This is a genomic window from Amnibacterium flavum, from assembly GCF_003097495.1.
Lineage (GTDB): Bacteria > Actinomycetota > Actinomycetes > Actinomycetales > Microbacteriaceae > Naasia > Naasia flava.
Genome location: NZ_QEOP01000001.1, coordinates 1150949 through 1174156, shown reverse-complemented (window position 1 = coordinate 1174156; position 23208 = coordinate 1150949). Strand labels below are relative to the sequence as shown.

Annotated in this window: 19 protein-coding genes; 7 read left to right on the top strand and 12 right to left on the bottom strand. The window is 68.4% G+C overall.

Annotated elements, in window-relative coordinates:
• Positions 1-4: 4 nt before the first annotated feature.
• Genes DDQ50_RS17215 through DDQ50_RS05435 form a run of 5 tightly spaced genes read right to left on the bottom strand, consistent with a single transcriptional unit; the run spans position 5 to position 6110 of the window.
• The gene (locus DDQ50_RS17215; protein WP_165829709.1) at positions 5-1177 is read right to left on the bottom strand and encodes a glycosyltransferase family 1 protein; all 1173 of its coding nucleotides are present in this window, start codon (positions 1175-1177) and stop codon (positions 5-7) included.
• Positions 1174-2151, bottom strand: coding sequence for a glycosyltransferase family 2 protein (locus tag DDQ50_RS05450; RefSeq protein ID WP_165829708.1), 978 nt, complete (start codon positions 2149-2151; stop codon positions 1174-1176). The genes DDQ50_RS17215 and DDQ50_RS05450 overlap by 4 nt, the downstream gene beginning before the upstream one ends.
• 2 nt (positions 2152-2153) lie before the next feature.
• A complete protein-coding gene (locus tag DDQ50_RS05445; protein ID WP_240614239.1) occupies positions 2154-2687 on the bottom strand; it encodes an acyltransferase in 534 nt (177 codons plus the stop codon).
• Positions 2684-4855 (bottom strand): glycosyltransferase, encoded by a 2172-nt coding sequence (locus DDQ50_RS05440; RefSeq protein ID WP_165829707.1) that lies wholly within the window; start codon positions 4853-4855, stop codon positions 2684-2686. Before DDQ50_RS05440 ends, DDQ50_RS05445 begins: the two co-directional genes overlap by 4 nt.
• Positions 4839-6110 carry a glycosyltransferase family 4 protein gene (locus DDQ50_RS05435; RefSeq protein WP_116755645.1) on the bottom strand — a complete coding sequence of 424 codons (1272 nt, stop codon included), beginning with the start codon at positions 6108-6110 and terminating at the stop codon, positions 4839-4841. The genes DDQ50_RS05440 and DDQ50_RS05435 overlap by 17 nt, the downstream gene beginning before the upstream one ends.
• 272 nt (positions 6111-6382) lie before the next feature.
• Here DDQ50_RS05435 and DDQ50_RS05430 point away from each other — a divergent pair, with 272 nt between their 5' ends.
• The 6 genes from DDQ50_RS05430 (at position 6383) to DDQ50_RS05405 (ending at position 13279) form a co-directional block, all read left to right on the top strand.
• Positions 6383-7177 carry a hypothetical protein gene (locus DDQ50_RS05430; RefSeq protein WP_116755644.1) on the top strand — a complete coding sequence of 265 codons (795 nt, stop codon included), beginning with the start codon at positions 6383-6385 and terminating at the stop codon, positions 7175-7177.
• Positions 7178-7241: 64 nt separating this feature from the next.
• On the top strand, positions 7242-8846 hold the full coding sequence (locus tag DDQ50_RS05425) for an O-antigen ligase family protein (protein WP_116755643.1): 1605 nt from the start codon (positions 7242-7244) through the stop codon (positions 8844-8846).
• Complete coding sequence (locus tag DDQ50_RS05420) at positions 8843-9700, top strand: glycosyltransferase family 2 protein (RefSeq protein ID WP_116755642.1); 858 nt, start codon at positions 8843-8845, stop codon at positions 9698-9700. Before DDQ50_RS05425 ends, DDQ50_RS05420 begins: the two co-directional genes overlap by 4 nt.
• Complete coding sequence (locus tag DDQ50_RS05415) at positions 9697-11268, top strand: lipopolysaccharide biosynthesis protein (protein ID WP_116755641.1); 1572 nt, start codon at positions 9697-9699, stop codon at positions 11266-11268. The genes DDQ50_RS05420 and DDQ50_RS05415 overlap by 4 nt, the downstream gene beginning before the upstream one ends.
• Entirely contained in the window at positions 11265-12122 is an 858-nt protein-coding gene (locus DDQ50_RS05410; protein WP_116755640.1) for a GDSL-type esterase/lipase family protein, read from the top strand. Before DDQ50_RS05415 ends, DDQ50_RS05410 begins: the two co-directional genes overlap by 4 nt.
• A complete protein-coding gene (locus DDQ50_RS05405; protein ID WP_116755639.1) occupies positions 12119-13279 on the top strand; it encodes a right-handed parallel beta-helix repeat-containing protein in 1161 nt (386 codons plus the stop codon). Before DDQ50_RS05410 ends, DDQ50_RS05405 begins: the two co-directional genes overlap by 4 nt.
• Positions 13280-13318: 39 nt before the next feature.
• Here DDQ50_RS05405 and DDQ50_RS05400 read toward each other — a convergent pair whose 3' ends face one another.
• From DDQ50_RS05400 to DDQ50_RS05380, 5 genes are all read right to left on the bottom strand, one after another.
• A complete protein-coding gene (locus DDQ50_RS05400; RefSeq protein ID WP_116755638.1) occupies positions 13319-14149 on the bottom strand; it encodes a glycosyltransferase family 2 protein in 831 nt (276 codons plus the stop codon).
• Positions 14150-14157: 8 nt separating this feature from the next.
• Positions 14158-15126 (bottom strand): glycosyltransferase, encoded by a 969-nt coding sequence (locus DDQ50_RS05395; RefSeq protein ID WP_165829706.1) that lies wholly within the window; start codon positions 15124-15126, stop codon positions 14158-14160.
• Positions 15127-15136: 10 nt separating this feature from the next.
• Positions 15137-16639 carry a sugar transferase gene (locus DDQ50_RS05390; protein ID WP_116755636.1) on the bottom strand — a complete coding sequence of 501 codons (1503 nt, stop codon included), beginning with the start codon at positions 16637-16639 and terminating at the stop codon, positions 15137-15139.
• A 300-nt stretch (positions 16640-16939) separates the two neighbouring features.
• Entirely contained in the window at positions 16940-18253 is a 1314-nt protein-coding gene (locus DDQ50_RS05385) for a UDP-glucose dehydrogenase family protein (RefSeq protein WP_116755635.1), read from the bottom strand.
• A 187-nt stretch (positions 18254-18440) separates the two neighbouring features.
• Complete coding sequence (locus DDQ50_RS05380; RefSeq protein WP_133245915.1) at positions 18441-20018, bottom strand: Ig-like domain-containing protein; 1578 nt, start codon at positions 20016-20018, stop codon at positions 18441-18443.
• Between the two features lie 346 nt (positions 20019-20364).
• Between DDQ50_RS05380 and DDQ50_RS05375 the strand changes: the two genes are divergently transcribed.
• Positions 20365-20937, top strand: a complete 573-nt coding sequence (locus DDQ50_RS05375) for a DUF4232 domain-containing protein (protein WP_116755633.1) — start codon at positions 20365-20367, stop codon at positions 20935-20937.
• Between the two features lie 240 nt (positions 20938-21177).
• Here DDQ50_RS05375 and DDQ50_RS05370 read toward each other — a convergent pair whose 3' ends face one another.
• Together DDQ50_RS05370 and DDQ50_RS05365 are read right to left on the bottom strand one after the other, a co-directional pair.
• Positions 21178-21771, bottom strand: coding sequence for an arsenate reductase/protein-tyrosine-phosphatase family protein (locus DDQ50_RS05370; RefSeq protein ID WP_165829705.1), 594 nt, complete (start codon positions 21769-21771; stop codon positions 21178-21180).
• On the bottom strand, positions 21768-23168 hold the full coding sequence (locus DDQ50_RS05365) for a tyrosine-protein kinase domain-containing protein (RefSeq protein WP_165829704.1): 1401 nt from the start codon (positions 23166-23168) through the stop codon (positions 21768-21770). The genes DDQ50_RS05370 and DDQ50_RS05365 overlap by 4 nt, the downstream gene beginning before the upstream one ends.
• Positions 23169-23208: the final 40 nt, after the last annotated feature.

Genomic DNA, 23208 nt, shown 5'->3' with positions numbered 1-23208 from the left:
CTCGTCATCGGTTGCGCAGCGCCACGTCGAGGATGTCGGAGTGCCGCTTCTTCCAGGAGTTGTCGGCGACGAACTGCAACCGCTCGTCCTCCCCCGCCGTCCCCAGGGTGAGAGCCTCGTCGACCAGCTCGGGGAAGTCGGCGACCGAGTCGGCCAGCAGCACTCTGCGGTCGATGCCGCGCACCGGCGGCAGATCGATCGAGAGAACCGGCTTGCCGCCCGCGAGGTATTCGTAGATCTTGAGAGGACTCATCGCCTCGGTCAGCGCGGTGCGCCGATGCGACACGAGGCACAGGTCCGAGTGGCGGATGGCCGCGACGAGCAGATCCCGCGAGACCTGAGGGCGAACGTGGACGTTCGGGGTCTCGTGGATGCCGGCGAGGTAGCCCGCGTCGCCGAGCGCGCCGAGGAGCACGATCTGCAGCTCGGGGCGTGCGGCGGCCAGCACCTTGAGACCCTCGAGGTCGAGGCGGGTGTCGAGAGTGCCGACGTAGAGGGCGATGGGGCCCTCGATGCCGTCGTACAGCGCGGGCCGCTCCGGCATCGGTCCCGCCCATTCGGCCGGCTCGACACCGTTGGGGACGACGCCCGACGGGCCGGTGGGACCGATCCTGTCGAGGATGCGCTCGGAGACCGCGATGACGGCGATGCCAGAATCGGCCATCTCACGGTAGGCCGCGCGGATCGCCGGCCAGTGCCGCTGGCGGGCCGGAAGCTCAGCCCAGTCGTCGCGAGCGTAGAACGTGGTGGCGCTGGCCCAGCCGAATCTGCTGAAGCCGGCGACAAGGGGATTCGCCGTGATGACGGCGGGGCGCTCCATGCCCCGACGCGATGCGGCGGCGCGGAGCTGTTCGTCGTAGCGCTCGTAGAGGGCGCGCAGGCGAGGGACGTCGGCCGGCTCCTCGCGGAACAACCGGAGAGGAGTCACGAGGGAGTGCTTCTCCGTGGTCGGGAACGGCTGGTCGGGCCGACCGAGCGCGTACCTCGCAAGTCTCGCGGGCCCGCTGCGCCAAGGATTCGCGACGAGTACCCGGTCCGCCCTGTCCGATTCGAGGAGCGTCTGGAGCAGCCGGTCCGGCGGCCGGTTCATGCCGCGGTGGACCGCGTCGCTGAAGGTCTCGAACGTGAACGTGAAGACCACGTCGGCGGCTCGCGTTGTCGTCGGCGAAGAGGTCATGGCGCGATTTCCTCCCTGATGGACGGACGTCCAAAGATCGCTGATTCTGCGTGCGGATAGCCCGGTAACCAGTCGGCGCGCGTCGCCCAGGCGACACTCCACGTCCGACGTGGCCGCCTCGTCGCCGTTTCCAGAGCCGCTCGGACGAAGACCCCCACCAGGAGCAGTCCGATCGCGACGCGGGCGCGCCCACGAGGCCAGATGAGGCGGAACATCGTCGTCTTGCCTGCCATGATCATCGCCATCTTGCGATGGGACCCGCTCGTCGACCCGCCGTTCTCGTGAACAATCTCAGCTTCGGGGACGATGACGGGGCGCAGTCCCTGTCGGCGGGCGCGGATCGAGAACTCGGCGTCCTCGCCGTAGAGGAAGAACCTCTCGTCCAGCCCGCCCAGGGATTCGTAGGAGTCGCGGCGGATGAGGAGAAGACAGCCGGTGACGATCGGCACCTCCCGGACCGAGTCACGCTGCCAGCGTCCGAGGGACTCGGGGTCGAAGGTCTTCGAGCCGTGGAACACCGTCGACAGCATCGTCGCGAAGCAGAACATCGACCACAGGGTGGGCTCGCCCCAGCAGGACGACGGGTCGAGTGCCCCCGCCGGGGTGAGGGTTCGCCCGCCGTAGACGCCGTATTCCGGATGCGCGGCCTCGAAGTCGACGAGCGCACGGAGCGATCCGGGGAGCGCGACGGTGTCGGGGTTCAGCAGTACGACGAGCTCCCCCGTCGCCTGATGCACTCCCCGGTTGACAGCGCGGGCGAACCCGAGGTTCTCGCCTGTGTCGTCGACGACGATCTGCGGGAACGCGGTCCGGAGCGCCTCGACGCTGCCATCGGTCGATCCGTTGTCCACGACGACGATCTCGACATCGGCGACGCCGGCGTCGTCGATCACCGATCGGACGCACTCCACGGTGGAATCCCGGGTGTTGAAGCTGACGATGATGACAGACAGGGCAGGGGATCCATCGACCACGATCAGACGACCTCCGCCGCGTCGGGACGCGTTCCGATGATCTTGGCGGGAACCCCGCCGACGATGGCGTCCGGCGGGACGTCCTTCGTCACGACTGCGCCCGCGCCGACGATCGCGCCGGCACCGATCGTCACGCCTGCTGTGACGACCGCGTATGCGCCCAACCAGACACCGTCCCCGATGACGATGTCCTTCTCGATCTTCGGCTGGTCCATCGGCGGGGTGCCGCGGATGATGCCGTAGTTCGATGCCGTGATGACGACTCCCGGTGCCAGCAGGCACTTCGTGCCGAGCACGATCCGGCCCGTCGAGTTGCCCGCCCAGAGGATCGACCGTTCGCCGATGTGCGAGCCGGCGCCGATCGTGATGCGCTCGCCGTTGCGGAACGAGACGTTAGGGGCGAACGAGACGCCGTCGAGCTTCATCCGTCGCTTCACCGACACGTGGCTGTACCCGTAGAAGTGGGCGATGCGGAAGAAGTGGGCGAGATTGCGCCATTGCACGGCGGAGGAGATCCCCCGGCTGAGTCGGCTCACAGGTCGGCTCCAATCTCCGCGCGGAGGCGTTCGAATCGTCTCGCTACCGCGTCGATGTCGACAGTGTCGTCGGAGGTGATGCCGAAAGCGAGGCGCCGCGCGTACGACAGTGCGAACACACCCAGACGTTCACCCGGATTCAGGCTCGGCCAGAAGCTGACCGACTCCGCCGCCGCGCCGAGGAGGAATCGCTGGCGAGGCGAGAACGGTAGGAAAGTGGCGAGGGCATCGAAGTCGTCGGCACCGAAGGTCGGCGTCTCGGTGGATTCGACGGCGGCGGCGAGCTGGTCGCGGACGGCCACGAGCGCTGCGGCGACACCGCCGGCGAGCGGTACCTGCACGACGGTCAGCCGGACCTGGTTGCCCGCCGAGTCGTCACGCCGGCCCCGGGCGGAGATGGGGACCAGCACTGAGGCGGACTCGGCCTCCGAGGAGGCGGCGGCGAAACCGGTGAGGGTGATCACGAGCTCGGTGGGCGAACCGCCCATCTCGCGCGCCGTGCGACGGAAGACCGCGTTGTCGAACTCGATCAGCCGCCCCCGACGGACGGGGAGTCGATCGGCCGCTCCGTTCCGGCGGGCCGCGCGGTTGCGCGGCTCTCGGAGGATCCGGCCGGCCGTGCGCCGTGCTCGGCCGACGAGCGGCTTTCGCCAGTACTCGCGCCAGGCGCCCTTCAGGCCGTCCTGCTCGCTCAGCCAGGTGCGGAAGATGATCCCCCAGGTTCGGACGGCGCCGCGCGGAGCCTTCGGACCGGACCGCTTGACCGGGGTCCGCGCGCCGGGGTCGGGCGCCAGGAGCGCGGTGAGGATGCGGATGCCGAAGACGCCGTCGGTGATGGCGTGGTGGACGCGGAGAACGACGATGACGTCGCCGTCGGTCAGGTCGATCACGAGCGCGTTCCACAGCGGGTACCGCTTGTCCATCTCGCCGTTGCTGTAGCCGCCCAGCAGCGTCTCGTCGAGGCTGTCGGGCGACTCGCGCCGCTCCCAGAGCCGGACGTGCCGGTCGACGTCGAGGGGCGGACCGGCGACCCAGGCGGGGGTCGCGAGGCCGAGCGGCGCGGGCTTCAGCACCTGGGTGAGGCGCGGGATGCCGTTGGCGAAGCTGACGAACTCGGTCTTGATCGCGGCGAGGTCGACGCTTCCGTCGGGCAGTCGCAGGTGCTCGCCGGGCAGGCGGACGGCGACGGCGGGGCGGAACATCGCGGACACGACGTCGGAGGTGATGAAGCGCTCGTCGAGTCCGCGCATAGCTTCCGCCGCCGGCGGACGCCCTGCGCGCGGAACGGAGGCGGGCTCGCCGAACACCTGGCCGTTCAGCGGGAGACGGCGGCCGATCACCATGCCCTCGCCGATGCCCCAGAGCATGTGGCCGTCGGCCAACGCGTCGCGCAGCCGGCCTTTCAGGACTCGGGTGATGAGCCGGTTGACGGTGCGCCGGACGATGATGGCGGTGATCCGCAGACCGACCATCGGTTCGAGCCGGACGAACTTGAGTGCCAATCCGCCGAGGCCGCGACCGTAGCCCTCCATCAGGGCGTTGTACTCGTCGCCGATGCGGGTGTGGCGGTGCCGGATGGCTATCGCCGGGTCGTGCACGATGGCCCATCCCGCGCCCAGCAGGCGGCAGAAGATGTCGAGGTCCTCGGCACCCGACAGGCGACGGCCCGCGCCGAGCAGCGGGTCGAAGCCACCGAGCAGCAGCACCTCGCTACGGCGGAACGCCATGAGCGCGCCGTGACCGGCGTCGATGCCCTGTTCCGTCGAGCGGTACACGACCAGGGGAGCCCCGACGACCGCGGCCTCGTCCTCCTGGAGCATCCGCCCGGTGACGGAAGCCACCTGCGGATCCTCGAAGTGGGCGAGCAGGGTCGGGATCCAATCGGGCGTTGCCTCGCAGTCGTCGTCGGTGAAGAGGACGAGGGGCCGGGTGCTCGTCTCGAGCCCGACGTTGCGGGCGATCGACAGCCCCGGACGGTCGGCGCGGACGTAGGACACCCCCGCGGCGCGACTGACCTCCTCGGTCCGCGGACCGTCCGACGCGGAGTCGACCACGAGGATCTCGCACTCGGCCGGCGAGTGGCGCAGCACGGAGGCGAGAGCCTGTTCGAGCATCTGCGGCCTGTTGCGGCTGCAGATGATGATCGTCAGGTCAGTCGGGTCGACCATGGAACCCCCTCGCGGATCGCGGCGTGACACCAGCAGTCCCAGGGGAACTGGTGTGCCGCGCCATTGCGGTCCGGTAGGAGGTTGCGAGTACTTCGGCCGCCGCGGACCAGGAAAGTGCAGGGCGGTGGGCAATGTCCGCATCCCGCATCGACGACAGCAGCCGTCGGTCGCCAGCGAGCATATCGATCTGTCGGCGGAGAGTGCTGATGTCGCCGGCGGAGTGGACGAAGCCCTGGACTCCATCGGTGAGCAGAGCGCCCGTCTCATGCGAGACGAGAGGCACGCAGCCGTTGGCCTGGGCTTCGTAGGACACGAGCGCGCTCCCCTCTTCGATCGACGGCGCGAGCAGTATGTCTGCTTCACGGTAGACCACGGCCGTGTCTTTCACGAAGCCCCGGATCTCGATGCTGGGGTGGCGCAGATCGTTCGCGAGCAGTTCCTGGTAACCCGGCGCGAAGTCGCCGCAGATGATGAGCCGGCCGGTCTGCGACGCCGCCGAGTCGAGCCATGCGCGGAGAGCGAAGTGCAGACCTTTGCGGGGTTCGCACCGGCCGACGAAGGCGGCGGTGAACGGCCGATCGGGGTCGCGCGGACCCGTCGGAGCCGGTCCGAGGAGCGCGCCGTACTGGTGTCGGATGAGGCGATCGGGCGTGAACCCGCGGGCGAGGAAGGTCTCGGCCACCGCTTCCGACGGAACGAGTACGGCGGTCGCCGCGCCCCATTCACGGCGCTCCGTCTCGAGCCGTTCCGCGTTGAAGTGATGGGGGTTCTCGTCGTGCAGCGAGATGCCGAGCCGCTCGTTCTCGCGCGCGACGACCTCGTAGGCGTTCTCGGTGTGCGTGTTCGGCGCCTCGCGGACTCCGGCGATACCGAGGGCGGCGGCGGCCTCGAGGGTCTTCAGCGATCCGAGCGGCCAGCCGTGCACGACATCGAAATCGTCATGACGCGCGCGCAGGACGCGGGCGGCACGGGAGTCGTGCCAGGCGAGGGCGCGGTCGCGGTGGCCGAACAGTCGATGCGGGACTCTGCGTCCGGCTACCGACAGCGTGGTGATGACCTCGACCTGCGGCGGGAGGGGCTTCGCGATGCTTGCAGCGACGACGGTGACCTCGTGGCCGAGATCGGCCAGTCCCTTCACCTGATTCCAGGCGGTGAAGCCGATGCCGGAGGAGCCCAGGGCATGGGGAAAGCTATAGAGGACCCGGAGGGGTCCTGGGTCGGCAAGAGGATCGCCGTGGGGTGAGCGGCGTGACATACGGCTCCATCGGGTCGGATGGCGGGGTGAGCGGGCCGGGGTCTACCGCCTTTCGCGCTCTTGCAGGGCCCGTGCCCGAATGCTACACGGGCGTCCCGAAACGGTTACACGCCCGCAACATCCGGCTCTGGTCATATCGCTCTTCGCAGTGCACCATAGAAGGAGCCCGCCGAACGGTGTTTCCTCACCCGCGGGCATCCCCCACCCCTCTTGGCGCCGACGCCGGAAACTACGACACTCGTCCGCAGAGACGACAAGCAGGAGGCCCCCCAATGGACGCAGCCCTTTTCTTCAAAGCCCTCTGGACCTACAAATGGCTCATGATCTTCGGCGTGCTGGTCGCGCTGGCCGCGGCGCTGTTCGCCGGGTTCAAGGTCGAGACCGGAAGCCTCGACTACCGCGCTGAGACGCAGTACAACGCGGCGACCACCGTTCTGCTGAGCAACGCGCAGACCTCGGTGTTCCAGGCCGAGGTCCCCGGTCAGGTCATCGACCCGAACGTCACCGCCCCGCAGGCGCGCGACCTTTCGAGCACCGCCGTCATCTACGCCTACCTCATCTCGGGCAACGTCATCCGCGACCTCGTCGAGCAGCAGGTCGGCCCCCTCAGCGATGCCGAATCGATCACCGCGGTCCAGCGGACCACGCAGCCCGCAGGATCCGAGGCGAACCCGGGCCGACTGAACCTGCCCATCATCGACGTCCGCGGCTCCGCGCTCAGCCCCGAGCGGGCCGAGGAGATCTCGAGCGCCGCGACCTCCGCATTCCTCGACTTCGCGGTCAACGAGCAGAACACCGCGGGAATCCCTCCTGCAGAGCGTGTGCAGATGACCCCGCTGATCACCGCCAAGGCCGAGGCCGTCGACTCGAGCAACCCGCTCATCCCGATCGTCGCCGTCGGCGCCGGCGTGCTGTTCGCCTTCACCGCACTGTCCCTCATCCTCTTCAACGTCCGCATGCGTCGCACCGAACGCGCCGTTGCGGCGGCGGAGACGGGCCCGGTCGAGACGACGGTCCCCGAGACCTGGGTCACCATGCCGCGTGTGACCGAGTCGCGCCTGTCCTGACATTGCCGCTCCGCGGTCGGGCGTCGGGTCTCCGGCGCCCTCGAATCGAAGTGGGACTGACACAATGACCGCGACTCTCAACGAGCCGGATCTGGCGTCGACCGTCACCCGCAAGGACCGACGGATCATCGACCGACGCGAGCGCGACCGCTCGGTCGTCTGGGGCATCGTCGGGGCGGCCGTGCTCGCCGCGGTGTGCCTCACCGCGTCGATCACCCTCCCCGGCGCTCCGGTCGGGGCGATCCTCGTCGTCTTCTCGCTCGCCTACATCTTCCGGGGCGTCCTGTTCAGCTGGCAGGGACTGCTCAACATCTTCCTGCTGGTGGTCCTCTTCATCCCAGCCAAGCGGGTGGCCATCGCGATCCCGCTGCCGTTCGACCTCGAGGTCTATCGTGTCGTCCTCGTCGGGCTGATCCTGGCCGTCGTCGTCTCGCTCCTCGTCGATCCGAAGTTCCGCATGCGGGAGATGAAGTTCCAGTGGCTCATCGGGCTGATGCTCGGCACGATGATCCTGTCGTTGGGCGCGAACGCGGCCCCGCTGACCGAGCAGGCGCTCGCGGGCGGTTCGATCGGTGCCATCCTCAACTTCGTCCTGCTCTCCTCCCCCTTCTTCCTCGTCCGTCTGCTGCTCAGCTCGGTCAAGGTCGTCGACGGCGTCATCGCCCTGCTGTCGGTGGGCGGCGCCATCATCGGCATCGGCGCGGCGATCGAGCGCCTCACGCACACGAACATCTTCCTTCTCATCGGCAGCATCCCCGGCTTCCAGCGCCTGACCGAGGCATCCGAGGACTTCCGCAGCGGAGGCGCCCGAGCATTCGGCTCCGCACAGCACCCCATCGCGCTCGGCGTGCTTCTCTGCATGCTGATCCCGCTCGCGATCTATCAAGCGCGTCATGCCGAGTGGCCGCAGAAGAACAAGAAGCTGTTCTGGATCGTCTGCGCCGCGCTGATGGGCGTCGGCGTGATCTGCACCGTCTCGCGGACCGCCTACCTCGTGCTGGCTCTCATGGCCCTCATCGCGATCATCTGGCGCCCCGGCTTCCTCTACAAGCTCGTCATCATCGGAGCTCCGATGGCGGCCCTCGCCTCGCTCGCCGCTCCTCAGGCCGTTCTGTCGTCGCTGCGCTCCTTCCTCGACCCCAAGTCGCTCATCGAGTCGCAGTACGCATCCGCCGGCTGGACGGGAAGCGGCCGTCTCGCCGACCTCGGCCCGTCGCTGACTGAAGCGGCACGAACGCCCTGGTTCGGCACCGGTCCGGGTAGTCGCATCGTCACGGGTCCCGAAGCGAACGCGTTCATCCTCGACAACCAGATGCTGGGCACCCTCCTCGAAGGCGGCATCGTCGGAAGCATCGCGGCCATCCTGCTCCTCGTCGTCCCGACCATCACCCTCCTGGTCTTCGCTCGGCGCCAGGTCGCCGGCTCGAAGTACCGCGACCTCGGATTGGCACTGGCGGCCTCGATCGCCGGCTACTTCCTGTCGCTGTTCTTCTTCGACGGTTTCGGCTTCCTGCAGACGCTCATGATGTTCTTCGTCCTCCTCGCGCTCGGCGCCTGGCTCCTCACCGAGTCGCCCACCGCGGTCGCGGATCGGGCTCTGGCGGACCGGCGCAAGTTCATGCGTGAGATCGCGCGGCGCGAGAACGCCGGGGCACGAGTCGGATCGTGACAGGTCCTACCCTCAGCATCGTCATGCCCGCTCATGACGAGGCCGCGGTCATCGCGCGCGCCCTCGAGGCGATCACACGGGACGCGTCTCCCGGCGAATTCGAGATCGTGGTCGTCGCGAACGGCTGCACCGATGACACGGTCGCCCGCGCGCGATCGGTCGACTACCCGATCACCGTGCTCGACATCGCGACCCCGTCGAAGATCGCGGCACTGAACGCGGGTGACGAAGCGGCCACCGCGTTCCCGCGCCTCTACATCGACGCCGACATCGAGATCGGATCGGCGACCGTGCGCGAACTCGCCGACCTGCTCCGCGAGGAGTCGGCCCCCCTCATCGCGGCGCCCCACCTCGTCGTCGACGCATCCCGGTCGAGCTGGGCGGTCCGAGCCCACTACCGGATCTGGGATCTCAGCGACTACGTCCGCCGGGGACACGTCGGATCAGGGGTCTACGCGCTGAACCGGTCCGGTCGCGAGAGGTTCGGGACGTTTCCCGAGGTCATCGCCGACGACCGCTACGTCCAGCAGCTCTTCGCGGCCGACGAGCGTCGGAACACGGCGGCGAGCACTTTCACGGTGCGCGCCCCGCGCACCTTCTCCTCTCTTCTCAAGCGCTCGGTCCGTGCGGCCGCGGGCAACCGGCAGCTCGTGGATCGCGGTCTCGCCGGTGACCCCGCGCCCGCCCGAGGTGGACCGAAGGCGCTGCTCAAGCGGGTCATGGGCAAACCCGCCCTGTGGCCGTCGTTCGCGGTCTATGCGGTGGGGTACGTCGTCCCCCGCGTGATGGCCCGGCGCAAACTGTCGTCCGCCAGTGCTCTCGTCTGGGATCGCGACGAGACGAGCCGGGTATGAGGCGCCGCGACAGCAGGCCGCCCGGCCCCGACGTCGAGGGCGAGCTCGCGCTCGACGAGGTCACGGTCGATCAGGAGCCACCCGCCCCGACCATCACCGCAGCGGGTGGTGGGCTCGGGCACAAGACGTCGCGGGGCATCGCGGTCACTCTCGGCGGCCAGTGGGGGCGCACTCTCCTGCAGACAGCGTCGACGATCGTCCTCGCCCGACTCCTCTTGCCCCAGGACTTCGGTCTGCTCGCCATGGTGACCGCGATCATCGGTGTCGCCGACCTGCTGCGCGACTTCGGTCTGAGCGGCGCAATCGTCCAGGTCAAGACCATCGGCGACTCCCTCTGGCGCTCGCTCCTCTGGCTCTCGGTCGTACTCGGCGTGGTGCTCACCGGCCTCGTCGCCGCGAGCGCGCCCCTGATCGCCGCCCTCTACGGCGACGACCGGCTCGTGCTCCTCACCCTCGCACTTGCACCCGGCCTGCTGGTCAACGGGCTCTGCATGCCCCTGCAGACCAAATTGCAGCGCGAACTCCGATTCGGCACTCTCGCGAAGATCGACGTCGTCTCGATGGGCGTGGGAGTGGTGGCGTCCATCGTCGCGGCGTTCCTCGGCTGGGGCGTCTGGTCTCTCGTCCTGCTCAACGGCGCGGGAGTCATCTACCGGCTCATCGCTCTTCTCATCGCCGTGCGCCCGAAGTTCGGCCGTCCTCGCATCCGCCGCGAGGTGCTCCCTCTCGTCACGACCGGCGGCAGCATCTTCGGCGTCCAGATCCTCAACTACGCCGCCCGCAACCTCGATAACGTCATCATCGGTCGCTTCCTCGGGGCGGGCGTGCTGGGTCAGTACTCCCGCGCCTACGCGCTCCTCACTCTGCCGATCTCCCAGCTCAACGGTCCCCTCGCTCGGGTGGCGCTTCCGGTGCTCAGTCAGCTGCAGGACGACCCCGAGCGCTACCGGAAGTACGTGCGCAGCGCGATGCTCGTGCTCGGCTACGTGTCGCTGCACGTGTTCGCCATCGCCGGCGGCCTCGCCGCACCCCTCATCGCGCTCCTACTGGGCCCCAACTGGGACCAGGCGGCGGTCATCTTCACGATCCTCGCGCTGGCGGGGATCGCCCAGACCGTCGGTAACGTCCAGGGCTGGCTGTACATCTCGCTCGGGCGAGCGCACCGGCAGCTGGTCTACTACGCCGTGACACGCCCGATCGTCATCGGCTCGTTCTTCCTCGGCATCTGGTGGGGCGGCGTGCAGGGATTGGCCCTCGTCTACGGCATCGTGTCGATCCTGCTCCTCGTTCCCGGATTCATGTTCGCGATCCGGGGTACCTTCGTCACGGGAGCCGATGTCTTCGGTCCGCTCGTGCGTCCGCTGGTCCTCGCTCCCCTGTCGTTCATCGGGTGCTGGGTCGTTGCGAACTACGTTCCCCTCCCCGACATCCTGCTCCTCGTCATCGGAGGTCTCGTGGGTCTCGTGCCCCTTGGAATTTCGCTCGCACTGCGCCCGTACCGGCGCGACGTCGGCCGGCTCGTCGACTTCGTCCGCACCATGCGCAAGCCCAAGGCGGCCATCAAGTGAAGCGGCTGATCTCGACGGTCGCTGCACTCGCGGCGGTCGTCGCACTCGGTGCGTGCTCGGGCCCGACCGACACGGTCGAGCCGACCCCCTCGGCATCCGCCGAGGCACAGGCCGACCTCATCCCCATCGAGACGATGGCGGCGCTCGGCGACTCGATGACGCTCGGGGTGAATGCGTGCGGCGAGCCCACCCCGTGCACCAAGGCGTCCTGGTCGACGGGCAGTGAGAGCGGCCTGGACAGCATCGCCCAACGCATCGAGGAGGCCACCGGCACCGCACCCTCGGTCGACAACCTCGCCAAGACCGGAGTGAAGATCTCCCAGATGGGCGGGCAGGTCTCGGCAGCCATCAAGGAGGCGCCCGACCTCGTCACGGTTCTCGTCGGGAACAACGACGTATGCGGAAGCTCGACCGATGAGATGACCTCGGTCGAGGCGTACCGCGCGGCCGCCGCGAGCGGTTTGAAGGCGCTCGCGGGAGGCTTGCCCAGTTCGGTCATCTACATCTCCTCCGTGCCGGATCTGGCCAAGCTGACCGATCTGATGCGCTCCGACAGCGCGGCGCAGGCCGTCTGGGCCCGCGGCAACGGGTGTGCGACCGTGACCGGGGCCGACGCTCCGGTGTCGGCGGTGTCGGAGCGGATCGAGGGCTACAACGCCGCTCTCTCCGAACTCTGCTCCCAGTACTCGAACTGCGTGTTCGACGACGGCGCCCTGTTCGACTTCCAGCCCACCGCGGAGGACATCTCGACGATCGACTACTTCCACGTCAGCAAGTCGGGTCAGCATGAGATCGCGGCGATCGCGTGGGGCGCCCTCGAACCCGCCCTGGCGACGTCCTCGGGACGCCTATGATCCGGCGGTCTCCTCGGGGCGTCCTCGCGGTTGCGGCGATCGCCGCGCTGCTCCTCTCGGGCTGCACGACCACCCTTCCGGAGCGCAACGACGACGGCACCGTCCGCTCGATCTACGTCTCCCCCGACGGCAGCGGGGGCGAATGCACCGAGGAATCGCCGTGCGCTTTCTCGTCGGGTATCGACGCGGCGCAGGCGGGTGCGGAGATCCTCGTCCTCCCGGGCGAGTATCCCGACATGCAGGTGCGTGCGCCCGGCTCGTACTCCTCCTACGAGGAGAACGTCGTCGTGCGGCCGGTCGATCCGGCGTCGGTCGTGATGGGCAAGATCGAGACGTTCGCGCCGAACATCACCTGGCGGGACTTCCAGCTGGGTTCCGTCTTCTACGTGAAGCCCGACGGTCACGGCACCCGTCTTGAGAAGGTGCACCAGAACGGCTCGGGCACCTTCCTGAAGTCGAGCGACATCACCGTGGTCGACTCGGTGTTCGAGAACGGGGCTTCACTCGACGGGCTGCAGATCGCGGGCGCCGAGAACGTTCTGGTCGAGAACTCCATCGTCCGCAACTACAACCAGAGCGGCGAGAAGGACTACCACGCTGACTGCGTGCAGATCTTCGACAGCAAGAACGTCGTCCTGCGTGGCAACTACCTGGGCAACTGCTACAACGCCAGCATCATCTTCTCCGGCGGTGCGCAGAAGGGTCTGTCGGATGTGCTGATCGAGGGGAACTTCGTGCAGGGCTGTCGCGATAAGAACGACACCTGCGCGTATGGCACTCTCATCGATCTCCGCGAACCGTCCGCCACTCGTGTGACCTTGCGCAACAACACCATGCTCGGTGGTTCCGTCCGGATCTCGCCGCTGCCCGAGCTCGTCGTCGACCGCAATGTCTTCGACTATCTGTCGAACTGCGATACGCCGATGACGAACTCGATCGTGCAGCAGTGGAACCGCGGGAACTGCGAGACGCCCGATGCGATCGGCCACGACGGCAACCGTCAGGGCGAGGTGCAGGTAGCGGATCGCTACGCCGGCGATTTCACCCTCACCGACACGGAGTCCGCCCGGATCCAGCCGGTCGGCGACTGGGGCCCTGCGCCTCTCGCGCACGACGGATCACCGATGGATCCGACGCTCGCGGGCGCGTCGAACTGATCGAGCGAAGCATGCTGGCCCCGACGCGGGGCAGCAGGCTCAGGCTGCGCGGGTGACGCTGATGCCGTGCAGGCGGAAGAACGTGATCGACGAGACCACGTGACGCCGGGTCAAGGGGTTGGTGAAGAGAGCGGCCAGTCCGCCCTTCTTCGACGCGCGCGCCCAACCGTGCACGGCGCGCACGGAGGGCAGGTAGACGACCCGCCACCCCGTCTGCCAGGCGCGGAGGCACCAGTCGACGTCTTCGAAGTAGAGGAAGTAGCGCTCCTCGATCGGGCCCATGTCGGCGATGGCGGTGCGGCGCACGAGCATGGCGGCCCCCATCAGCCAATCGACGTCGAGCGGTGAACGCTCGCGCAGCGACGACTCGACCTCGTCCTTCATCTCGAAGCGAGCGAGTTCGCGTCGACCCAGCGCGGTGCGTCCGATCGGCGTCCTGCGGCACAGCACGGTGAAGGGCCGGTAGAACCCGAACGCCGTGGTCTGGTGGTCGCCGCTCTTGTAGGTGAGCTCGGGACCGACGATTCCTACGGCCGGGTTCTCGTCGAGGAACGCGGCAAGCGACACGATCGCGCCCTGCTCGATTTCGACGTCGGCGTTGAGGACCAGAACGTACTCGGAGTCCGTAGCGGCGAGCCCCGCGTTGACGAGCTTGGCGTACCCGACGTTGTCCTCGAATGCGAGGTAGCGCGCTCCGGGGTAGGTGCGTTCGACCAGAGCACCGACACCCGGCTGCGCCTCCGAGTCGGCGACGACGACATCGAGCGACAGCGAGGGATCCTGGACGCGCAGTGCGGTCAGGCAGGCTTCGAGCTCGTCGGGCGCCTTGTAGTGCGTGATGACGACGGACACCTCACGGGGTTCGGGCATTTTCGCTCCTAGACGCGGACGGGATCGAGTGCGGGACCGTCGAGGACGAACCGCGGCGGCTCGGTCTCGGGACGGTTGGTGCGCCGCGCGGCGGCGCGCAGAAGCTCTTCATCGATCTGATCGGGGGCGGCCGAGATGGCGAGCCCGCGACGAGCCAGCTCTCCCGCGATCTGGATCTGGTGATCATCGATGTGCTCGCCGTGCTCGGAGAGCCGCGGTACGAGGATCGGGCACTTGCCGTGCTCGATGGCCGTCAGGGCTGCTCCGGTTCCCGCGTGCGCGATGACCACGTCGGCCTCGGCGACGGCGGCATCGAGCTCGGCGTGCGGGACCGTCGTGCGACCTGTGACTCCGTACGGCGTCATATCGGTCGTGCCCGTCTGCCAGAGGACCTCGCGCCCCGAGAGGAGCGGGACGATCGAGTCGAAGAGTCGAGTGAATCCGTAGGACTCCGTCGTTCCGACGGTCACGACCACGCGCGTGATCGGACGGTCGGGGATGTCGTCGCCCGCGGCGTACTGATCGAAGATCGAGCCGCGGTACTTCCACCGGTCGGACGACCACGCAGGGTACTGCGTGTAGGTCTGCACCTTGCGGTCGCGGGCGATGATCTTGCCCGTGACCGACGGGCCCGCAGCACGAGCCGCGCTCTCGATGTAGTGGCTGGAGATGCCCCGACGCGCCGCGAGCGGCAGGTACGACACGGCCAGGCTCGCGCCGGTGCTGATCGCGAGGTCGAAGGACTGACCCTTGAGCACCTTGCGCGCCTGGATGGCGTTGCGGACGATGTTCACGCCGTCACGAGGGGCCGCGTACCGCGCGTAGATGACCTCGCGGTCTGCGAGCAGACTGCGGCTCAAGCCGGTGTCGAAGGTGACCCAGAGCTGTTCGTCGTTCGGGATTCCGATGCGCTGCGCCAGGATGGAGAGCTGTTTGAGATGTCCGCCGCCGGAGCAGACGAGTAGGGCACGCGCCACGGGCGTCCTCTCAGTAGGCGCCGTCGCGTCTGAGGACCGCGCGGAGGGTTCGGGCAAGGATCAGGAAGTCGCCGGTGACGGACCAGTTCTCCACATAGTAGAGGTCGAGCTTGACGCTGTCCTCCCACGAGAGATTGGAGCGTCCGCTGACCTGCCACAGTCCGGTGATGCCCGGCTTGATGAGAAGTCTCCGCGTCACGCGGGCCTCGTACTGCTCGACCTCGCGAGGCAGTGGAGGTCGAGGACCGATGAGGCTCATCGACCCGTTGAGCACGTTCCAGAACTGGGGGAGCTCGTCGAGGCTGTATCGACGCATGATCTTGCCGGCCCGGGTGACGCGCGGGTCATCGCGCATCTTGAAGAGCAGGCCCGCACCCTCGTTGGCGGCCGCGATGTCGTGCAGGCGTGCCTCGGCGTCGACCACCATCGAGCGGAACTTGAGCATCTCGAACGGCTCGCCCGAGACGCCGATGCGCTTCTGGCGGAAGAGGACGGGGCCCGGGGAGTCGAGCTTGACCCAAAGGGCCAGGCCGATCAGGACCGGTGCCAGCAGCAGGAGGGCCAGCGACGAGCCGACCACGTCGAAAAGGCGCTTGACCGTGTGGGCCGTGCCCGAGAACTGCGGGAGGTCGACGTGCACCATGGGCAGGCCTTCGACCTGACGCAGGTGGATGCGGGGGCCGGCGACGTCGGTGAGTCGTGAGACGAGGATCAGCTCGGCGTTGGCGTTCTCGAGCTGCCAGCCCAGATCCTTGATCTGGTCGCGCCCGCCGGGAAGCTCGCCGGCGATGATGACGGCGCGGGTGCGGGTGGCGCGAGCCATGGTGGCCACCGACTCCCAGGGCAGCACGGGGATGACGAGCTTGCCGATCGCGGCCGCGGTGCTGGAGTCGGAGCTGTCGGTGAAGGCGATGCCGACAGGCTTGTAGCCGGCCGAGTGGTTGCGAACCAGTTCTCCGACGACGCGCGACACGTCGGCCTGGGGGCCCACGACGACGGCGCCCGTGAGGCAGCGCCCTTCGCGGCGGCGCCTGATCAGCCACGACCGCCAGAGGAAGCGGTTGAGCAGCAGGAACGCGAGGCCGAGGGGAAGAGCGACGATGAGGTAGCCGCGCGCGACGTCGAGCTTGAGCAGCAGAGCGAGCACCGCGAGGACACCGAAGGTGGCGAGGGTGGCGTTCGCGACCCGCTGGTACTCGGCGTTGCCGACTCCGACGATGCGCGCCTCACGCGAACGGGAGACCGAGAGGGCGACCGCCCAGACGACGCCGATCCCGATGCCGAGGGTCGTGTACTCGATCGTCGAGGAGGTGAGCTCGCGGTTCTCGAGACCGAAGCGCGCGACGTGGGCGACCACGAGAGCCGCCGCAACGACGAGGAGGTCGACCACGCCGGTGCTCAGACGATACTTCTGAGTCCAGCCGAAGCGGCGGGGGGTTGAGACGACCGCGGGCTGGAAGCCTTCCAGCGGACGGAGAGGGGCAAGCTCGCCGACAAGACCCAGATTGAGCATGTACAGACTCCTGACGTCGACTGGACCGATGGGGGGATGTTGCAGACGGTCACGTCAACGTCGACGAAACAGCGAGGCGGGGGGTGCCTCGTCCAGGTCTCCCATTTTGCTGTGCCAGCCGCTCCCCCACAAGGGGGCGCGGCGCGCCGTCCCGGAATTTCGCAGAGTCGTTTCGCACTTGTTATGCGCTATTAATCTGCGCGTAACTACAACGGTGCAATTCTACGCAGCGTCGAAGACGAAGCCCTGGTCAGGGTAAGGAAAGGAACGCGGCGCTGGGAACGCCGCGCGCGAGGTGGGTCAGGGACGACCCATTCCGCGGTAGGTCCACCCCGCGTCGCGCCAGCGCCCCGGGTCGAGGACGTTGCGGCCGTCGATGATGACCTTCTCGCGCACGAGGTCGCCGACCGTGACCGGGTCGAGCTCGCGGTATTCCTTCCACTCCGTGACGAGCACCACGACGTCCGCGCCGTGGAGGGCGTCGTGGGTGTCGGTCGCGAAGCCGAGCTGCGGCTGCAGACGGATCGAGTTCGGGATGGCCTCGGGGTCGGTGGCGATCACGTGAGCGCCGAGCCCGTTCAGGCGGACGGCCACGTCGAGGGCGGGCGAGTCGCGAACGTCGTCGGAGTCGGGCTTGAAGGCCAGACCGAGGACGGCGACCTTCTTCTTGTAGACCTGACCCCCGAGCGCCTCGACGACCATGTCCACCGCGCGGTCGCGCCGGCGCATGTTGATGGCGTCGATCTCGAGGAGGAACCGGACTGACTCGCCGCGCCCGAGCTCCTCGGCGCGAGCGCTGAACGCGCGGATGTCCTTGGGAAGGCAGCCGCCGCCGAACCCGATACCGGCGTTGAGGAAGCGACGGCCGATGCGGGCGTCGAAGCCGATCGCGTCGGCGAGGGCGGTGACATCGGCTCCCGCGACCTCGGAGATCTCGGCCATCGCGTTGATGAAGGAGATCTTGGTGGCGAGGAACGCGTTGGCCGACACCTTCACGAGCTCGGCGGTGGCGTAATCGGTCACGACGAGGGGCGTCTCCGCAGCGATAGCCGAGGCGTAGACCTCGTCGAGCAGGCGCTTGGCTGCCTCGCCCGCCTCACCGGAGGGCACCCCGTAGACCAGACGGTCAGGGGTCAGGGTGTCCTTGACCGCGAAGCCCTCGCGGAGGAACTCCGGGTTCCAGGCCAGGCTCGCACCGCTTCCGGAATCGGCGATCTTCTGCGCCAGACGGGCTGCGGTGCCGACGGGGACCGTCGACTTGCCGACGACGAGGTCGCCCTCGGACAGGTGCGGGATGAGGCCGTCGATGGCGGCGTCGACGAAGCGCAGGTCCGCCGCGTTCTCGCCCTTCTTCTGGGGCGTTCCCACGGCGATGAAGTGGACCTGGGACGAGCGCGCATCGGCGGGGTTCGTCGAGAAGGTGAGCCGGCCGGACGCGATGGCGGACTTGAGGATGTCGGTGAGCCCGGGTTCGAAGAACGGGGCCTGCGCTGCCGAGAGCGCCTGGATCTTGCCGGGGTCGACATCGATTCCGATGACGTCGTGCCCGAGCTCGGCCATGCTCGCGGCATGGACGGCTCCCAGATAACCGCAACCGATGACGGAAATTCTCATGGATGAAACCTTCGATGAGAGGCAGAGTCACAACATTGTGCGGACCCCCTATTCATAGCAGACGCGTGTTTCGGACCGGGTGGCACGGCGCGGCGGCCCCGTCCTGCGCGGGGCTCGGGGTCGGCGCCGCGAACGACGGAAGGGACCCGGCCGAAGCCGGGTCCCTTCCGTTGACGTGGACGGTCTGTCAGCGGGTCGCGGTGAGCGACACCTCCGGGCTCGTCCCGATGTTGCCTGCGGTGTCAGCCGCCTTCGCGGTGATCCCGTAGGTGCCTGCCGGGATCTTGTTCAGCGGGACTGTCAGCGTGTACGTGCCGTCCGCGGCCTTGATGGCCTGGCCGAGCAGCGTCCCCTTGAAGAAGAACCCGACGGCCGCGACCGCGACGTCATCCGATGCCGACGCGACGAGTGTCGCGGTGCCCGAGACGACGCTTCCCGAGGTCGGCGACACGATCGTGACCGACGGAGCTGCGGAGTCGCGGGTGCTTCCCCCGCTGGCGCCCACGCTGGGCGCGGGAGCGGCGGGTGCAGCCGGAGCTGCGGGTGCGGGTGCCGTGACGGGCGCGGACTCGACGGGAGCCGGTGCCGGTGCCTCGACGACGGGGCGTCGCGCGGTGGTGACGTCGGCGCCGGCGACATCCGCACCGATCGCCTCACCGTCGAAGTCGCTCGAGGCGGCTCCGGCACCCCCGACGGGTGCGATGGTCACGTCGTCGGCGTACACGGCGTGCAGGTCACCGCTCGCGGCATTGACGACCTCGACGTTGCCCTGACGGTTGCCGCCGCTGACGAGACCCGCCGGCGACTTGCAGGCGCCGAAGTTCCAGCGCTGGACGACCGAGTTGGTGATCGGTGCGTTGCAGTCGGAGAGGTAGTCGATGACGTTGCGGTCGTAGACGGCACCGGGGACCGCGGCGAGGCGGACCGAGCCGTTGAGCAGCGTGTTGTTGCGGATCACCACGCCGTTGGTGCCGGCGAAGCGCGAGTCGATGATCGTTCCGCCGTAGCATGCCTGGGTCTTCACGATGCAGCCCTGGATGAAGTTCGACTCGATCACGAGATTCGAGACGCCCTTGTTGGCTCCACCGGAGACGATGATGCCCGTGTTGTGGCAGTTGTAGATCGTGTTCGACTTGATCGTCACGTTCGCGCTGTCGAAGACCTGGATGCAGTCCGCGTGCAGGCCGGACGAACCGAGCTGGTCGAAGTTCCTGATCGTGTTGCCGGCGATGTAGACGTCGCGGGAGTCCTTGACCTGGATTCCGTCGATCGAGGAGCCGTTCTCGAAGGTCGAGTTGAGCACGCTCACGTTGTTCGAGCGGATGAAGGTGCCGGCACCGTCAACGTGAACGCCGTCGATGCGGGTGTAGCTCGCCGCGGGGTAGACGTACAGCACCTTCTTCACGGTGACGTTCCGCCACGTGACGTTCGGGATGTAGGTGTCGAGACGGTTGAAGGTGACGTTCGCGCCCTCTGCGGGGGCGACGGTGACCTGTCCGCGGTTCGCGCCGCGGGTCTTGAGTGCCTGGTCGCCGTAGTCACCTGCGGCGAGCGAGACCGTTCCACCCTTCGCCGCCTTCTCCAGCGCGGTGGGCAGCAGACACGGGTTCGACTCGATGCAGTCGGTGCCCGATCCCGTGACCGACGCGTACGCGGCGACGTCGGTCTCCGAGGCGGCGAACACCGGCGCCGCCGCCAGGACGGAGGCGACAGCGATGGCTGCGGCCCCCAGAGTTGCCAGGATTGTGAGCTTCTTCCTGCTCACCGAAACTTCCAGCGTCGAAATCACGACGAATACCCCCCGTTGATGCAGGGAGCGACGTTCGCCCCCCAGCAGATCGGCCGCAGACGTTGCAGCCTCGGCGAGGGAACCCCCCGGAACCCACTCCCCTGATGAGGAGCCTTCGTCGCCGTTACTTCAGTAGAACCGACGATCTCCCGAGACACAACCGATCGCCCCCGAACTGGAGGCGGCGCGCGGCCGATCCGGCCTTGCGGGTCCTCCTTAAGGCGGACAGGATTCGCCCCGGATCGGGGTTGGGGGTCGTTGGACTGATGCGCCCCTCGAAGCGGGGCTGGCCCCGGAAATCCGCCCGACATACGGTTCTCGCATGACGCACAGGCCTCTTCTGCTCGCCGTCGGCACGACCATCGCCGCCCTCGCGGCGCTGAGCGGATGCACGTCCTCGCCCACGCCCGACGCCTCGGCGACGCCGACCGAGCAGGCCGAATCCACTCCGGAACCGGCGCAGCCCTGCGACGCCGACGCGCTCTCCGTGTCGGTCCTGCCGGACGAGGAGCTCTTCTTCTTCCACCTCGCCTTCACGAACGAGGCCTCCAGCTACTGCACGCTGTCCGGCGCTCCGTCGGTGCAGGCCCTCGCCGCTGACGGGTCGGACATCGGTCTCCCGAGTGCCGCGGTCACGGATGACGGTTCGGATCCCGGTGCCGCGTCGGCGGTCGAGGTGAATCCCGGATCGCAGGGCTTCTCCCTCGTCACCTACCAGGGCAACGATCTGGGCGGGTGCGCTCCGCTGCCCATCGCCGGACTGCGGGTCACGCTCGAGTCGGGTGCCGAGTACACGGTGGGCGATCTCGCGATCTCCGCCTTCGACTGCGGGGACGACGAGCCCGCGTTCGCGGTCCGTCCCGTTGCGGCCGACCAGCAGCAGCCCGCCGCCTGAACCTTCCTGCGCTTCGACGAGCTCAGCGGGCGAGCCGCCCATTGAGCCCGTCGAAATGAGCGGCTCCAGCTTCGTGACCTCCCTGCGCTTCGACGAGCTCAGCGAGCGGGCGGGTGGCCAGTCCCTGCGCTTCGACGAGCTCAGCGAGCGAGCCGCCCATTGAGCCCGTCGAAATGAGCGGCTCCAGCTTCAAGACCTCCCAGCGCTTCGACGAGCTCAGCGAGCGGGCGGGTGGCGACGCTAGGCGTCGTCGGTGGGACGCGCTCGGGTCGCTCCGACGCGCGTCGCGATGACCTCGAGAGGGGCCTCGAGCAGGTCGATCACGCGCTGGTACTCGGCATCGGGCCTCTGCCACGGGTCGGGAACGTCGTCGTCGGCTCCCTGTGACGGCGTCGCCCCTCGTGACGCTGCCGCGACCGCGACGAGGTCGGGGAGCGTCAGCTGCTCCGCGCCGGGCTCCAACTGCCCGAGCAGACGCGCGAACTGGCGGACGCTGAACGTGCGTCGGAGGGCTCCCGGCAGCAGCGAGACGACGGCGCTGCGGTGCTCGCGCTCCGCGGTGAGGATCAGATCGGCATCGGTGACCATATCGCGGGTGAGTCGACGGCCGGCGCCGTCCGCGGCGTCGATGCCCGCCGACTCCATCAACCGTGCCATCGGCTCGGCGATGGGATGCCCGACCAGCGCTCCCGTGCCCGCCGACTCGACGACGACATCCGAGCCGAGAGACGCGAAGCGCTGCCGCAGGGCCCGCTCGATGTAGGGCGAACGGCAGATGTTCCCGGTGCAGACGATCAGGACCCGACCGGGCACGTCTCCGGTCAGGCCGCTCACTCCTGAGTCGCCGGCTCGCGGCGCAGCATCCGCGACCGCTTCTTCGGCGCCTCGTCGATACGGTAGGCCTGGCTGTACCGCCCCATCGAACTGACGGACGCCCGGTTCACGATCGCGCCGAGCACGGGCGAACCGGAGGCGGCGAGAGTGTCGAGAGATTTGCGCAGCTCCTTCGTCTGCACGCGCCCCGCGCCCACGACGAGGAGGACGCCGCCGAATGCGCGGCCGAGGATCGCCGCATCGGTCACCGGGACCAGGGGCGGGCAGTCGAGGATCACGACATCGAAGCGTTTGCGCAGCGTGTTGATCAGGTTGAGTGCCTCTTTCGACCCGAGGAGCTCGCTGGGGTTCGGCGGGACCTGGCCCGACAGCAGCACCTGCATGTCGTCGGGACCCCAGCTCTGGAGTGCTTCGTCGAGCCGCGCATCGTGCGCGAGCACGGTGGTGAGCCCGACGGCTCCCTCGAGGTCGAGGTAGCGGGCGAGCGAGGGCTTGCGGAGATCCGCCTCGACGAGACAGACCTTCGTGCCGTTGGAGGCGAGCGTCGCGGCCATGTTGGCCGCCGTGGTGCTCTTGCCCTCACCGGGGATGGAGGAGGTGACGACGAAGACCTTGTGCCCCTCCCCCGCCTGCAGGTAGCGGAGGTTTGTGCGGATCTGCCGGAACTCCTCAGCGCGGGTCGACAGCGACTCGGCGGGAGTGAGCACCGGCATGGTCGCCGCGTTCCTGTCCTGGACGACGGTGCCGACGATCGTGAGTCCTGCGAACTGCTTGACCTGCTCGACCGTCCGGACCTTGCCGCTGACGAGTTCGAGGAGGACGGATCCCGCGATGCCGACGGCCAGCCCCAGCAGCAGACCCAGCGCGAGCAGCAGGTTGACGTTGGGCGCCGACGGCTCATCGGGGGCGGTGGCCGACTGGATCGCCTCCATGCGGATCGGCGAGGTTCCGTCGCTCCGCTTGGGGACGAGTTCGAGCACGGTGTCGTTGAGGCTGCGCGCGACCGCGTTGGCGATGGCCGCCGCCCGGGCCGGCGATTCGTCGGTGACGGAGATCGAGATGAGAGAGGTGTTGAGCGGAACGGAGGCCGACACCTGGCGGGCGAGCTGACTCGTCGTCATGTCGAGTCCGAGCGCCACGATCACGGGGGCGAGTACCGCCTCGCGAGTGGCGACGACGCTGTAGTTGCGGGCCTGCTGCTGCGAGAAGTTGCTGCCCTGAGCGAGGTCGCTGGTGCTGTCGCTCGCTTCGGCGGTCACGAACAGCTCGGTCTCGGCCGAGTACTCGGGAGTCGAGACCAGCGCGAGGGAGGAGCCTCCGATGACGCCCAGGAGGCCGCACGCGACGATGGCGAGCCAGTGGGCGCGAACCACCCCCCAGAAACCGCGTTGGTCCACCAGACGTCCCCTCGAACGGACAAATCGCCGCATCATGCCG

Excerpts from the sequence above, each read along its gene's own strand:
- DDQ50_RS17215 (WP_165829709.1), bottom strand. The coding sequence starts at position 1,177 with ATGACCTCTTCGCCGACGACAACGCGAGCCGCCGACGTGGTCTTCACG.
- DDQ50_RS05440 (WP_165829707.1), bottom strand. The coding sequence starts at position 4,855 with ATGGTCGACCCGACTGACCTGACGATCATCATCTGCAGCCGCAACAGG.
- DDQ50_RS05435 (WP_116755645.1), bottom strand. The coding sequence starts at position 6,110 with ATGTCACGCCGCTCACCCCACGGCGATCCTCTTGCCGACCCAGGACCC.
- DDQ50_RS05430 (WP_116755644.1), top strand. The coding sequence starts at position 6,383 with ATGGACGCAGCCCTTTTCTTCAAAGCCCTCTGGACCTACAAATGGCTC.
- DDQ50_RS05425 (WP_116755643.1), top strand. The coding sequence starts at position 7,242 with ATGACCGCGACTCTCAACGAGCCGGATCTGGCGTCGACCGTCACCCGC.
- DDQ50_RS05415 (WP_116755641.1), top strand. The coding sequence starts at position 9,697 with ATGAGGCGCCGCGACAGCAGGCCGCCCGGCCCCGACGTCGAGGGCGAG.
- DDQ50_RS05405 (WP_116755639.1), top strand. The coding sequence starts at position 12,119 with ATGATCCGGCGGTCTCCTCGGGGCGTCCTCGCGGTTGCGGCGATCGCC.
- DDQ50_RS05400 (WP_116755638.1), bottom strand. The coding sequence starts at position 14,149 with ATGCCCGAACCCCGTGAGGTGTCCGTCGTCATCACGCACTACAAGGCG.
- DDQ50_RS05390 (WP_116755636.1), bottom strand. The coding sequence starts at position 16,639 with ATGCTCAATCTGGGTCTTGTCGGCGAGCTTGCCCCTCTCCGTCCGCTG.
- DDQ50_RS05385 (WP_116755635.1), bottom strand. The coding sequence starts at position 18,253 with ATGAGAATTTCCGTCATCGGTTGCGGTTATCTGGGAGCCGTCCATGCC.
- DDQ50_RS05375 (WP_116755633.1), top strand. The coding sequence starts at position 20,365 with ATGACGCACAGGCCTCTTCTGCTCGCCGTCGGCACGACCATCGCCGCC.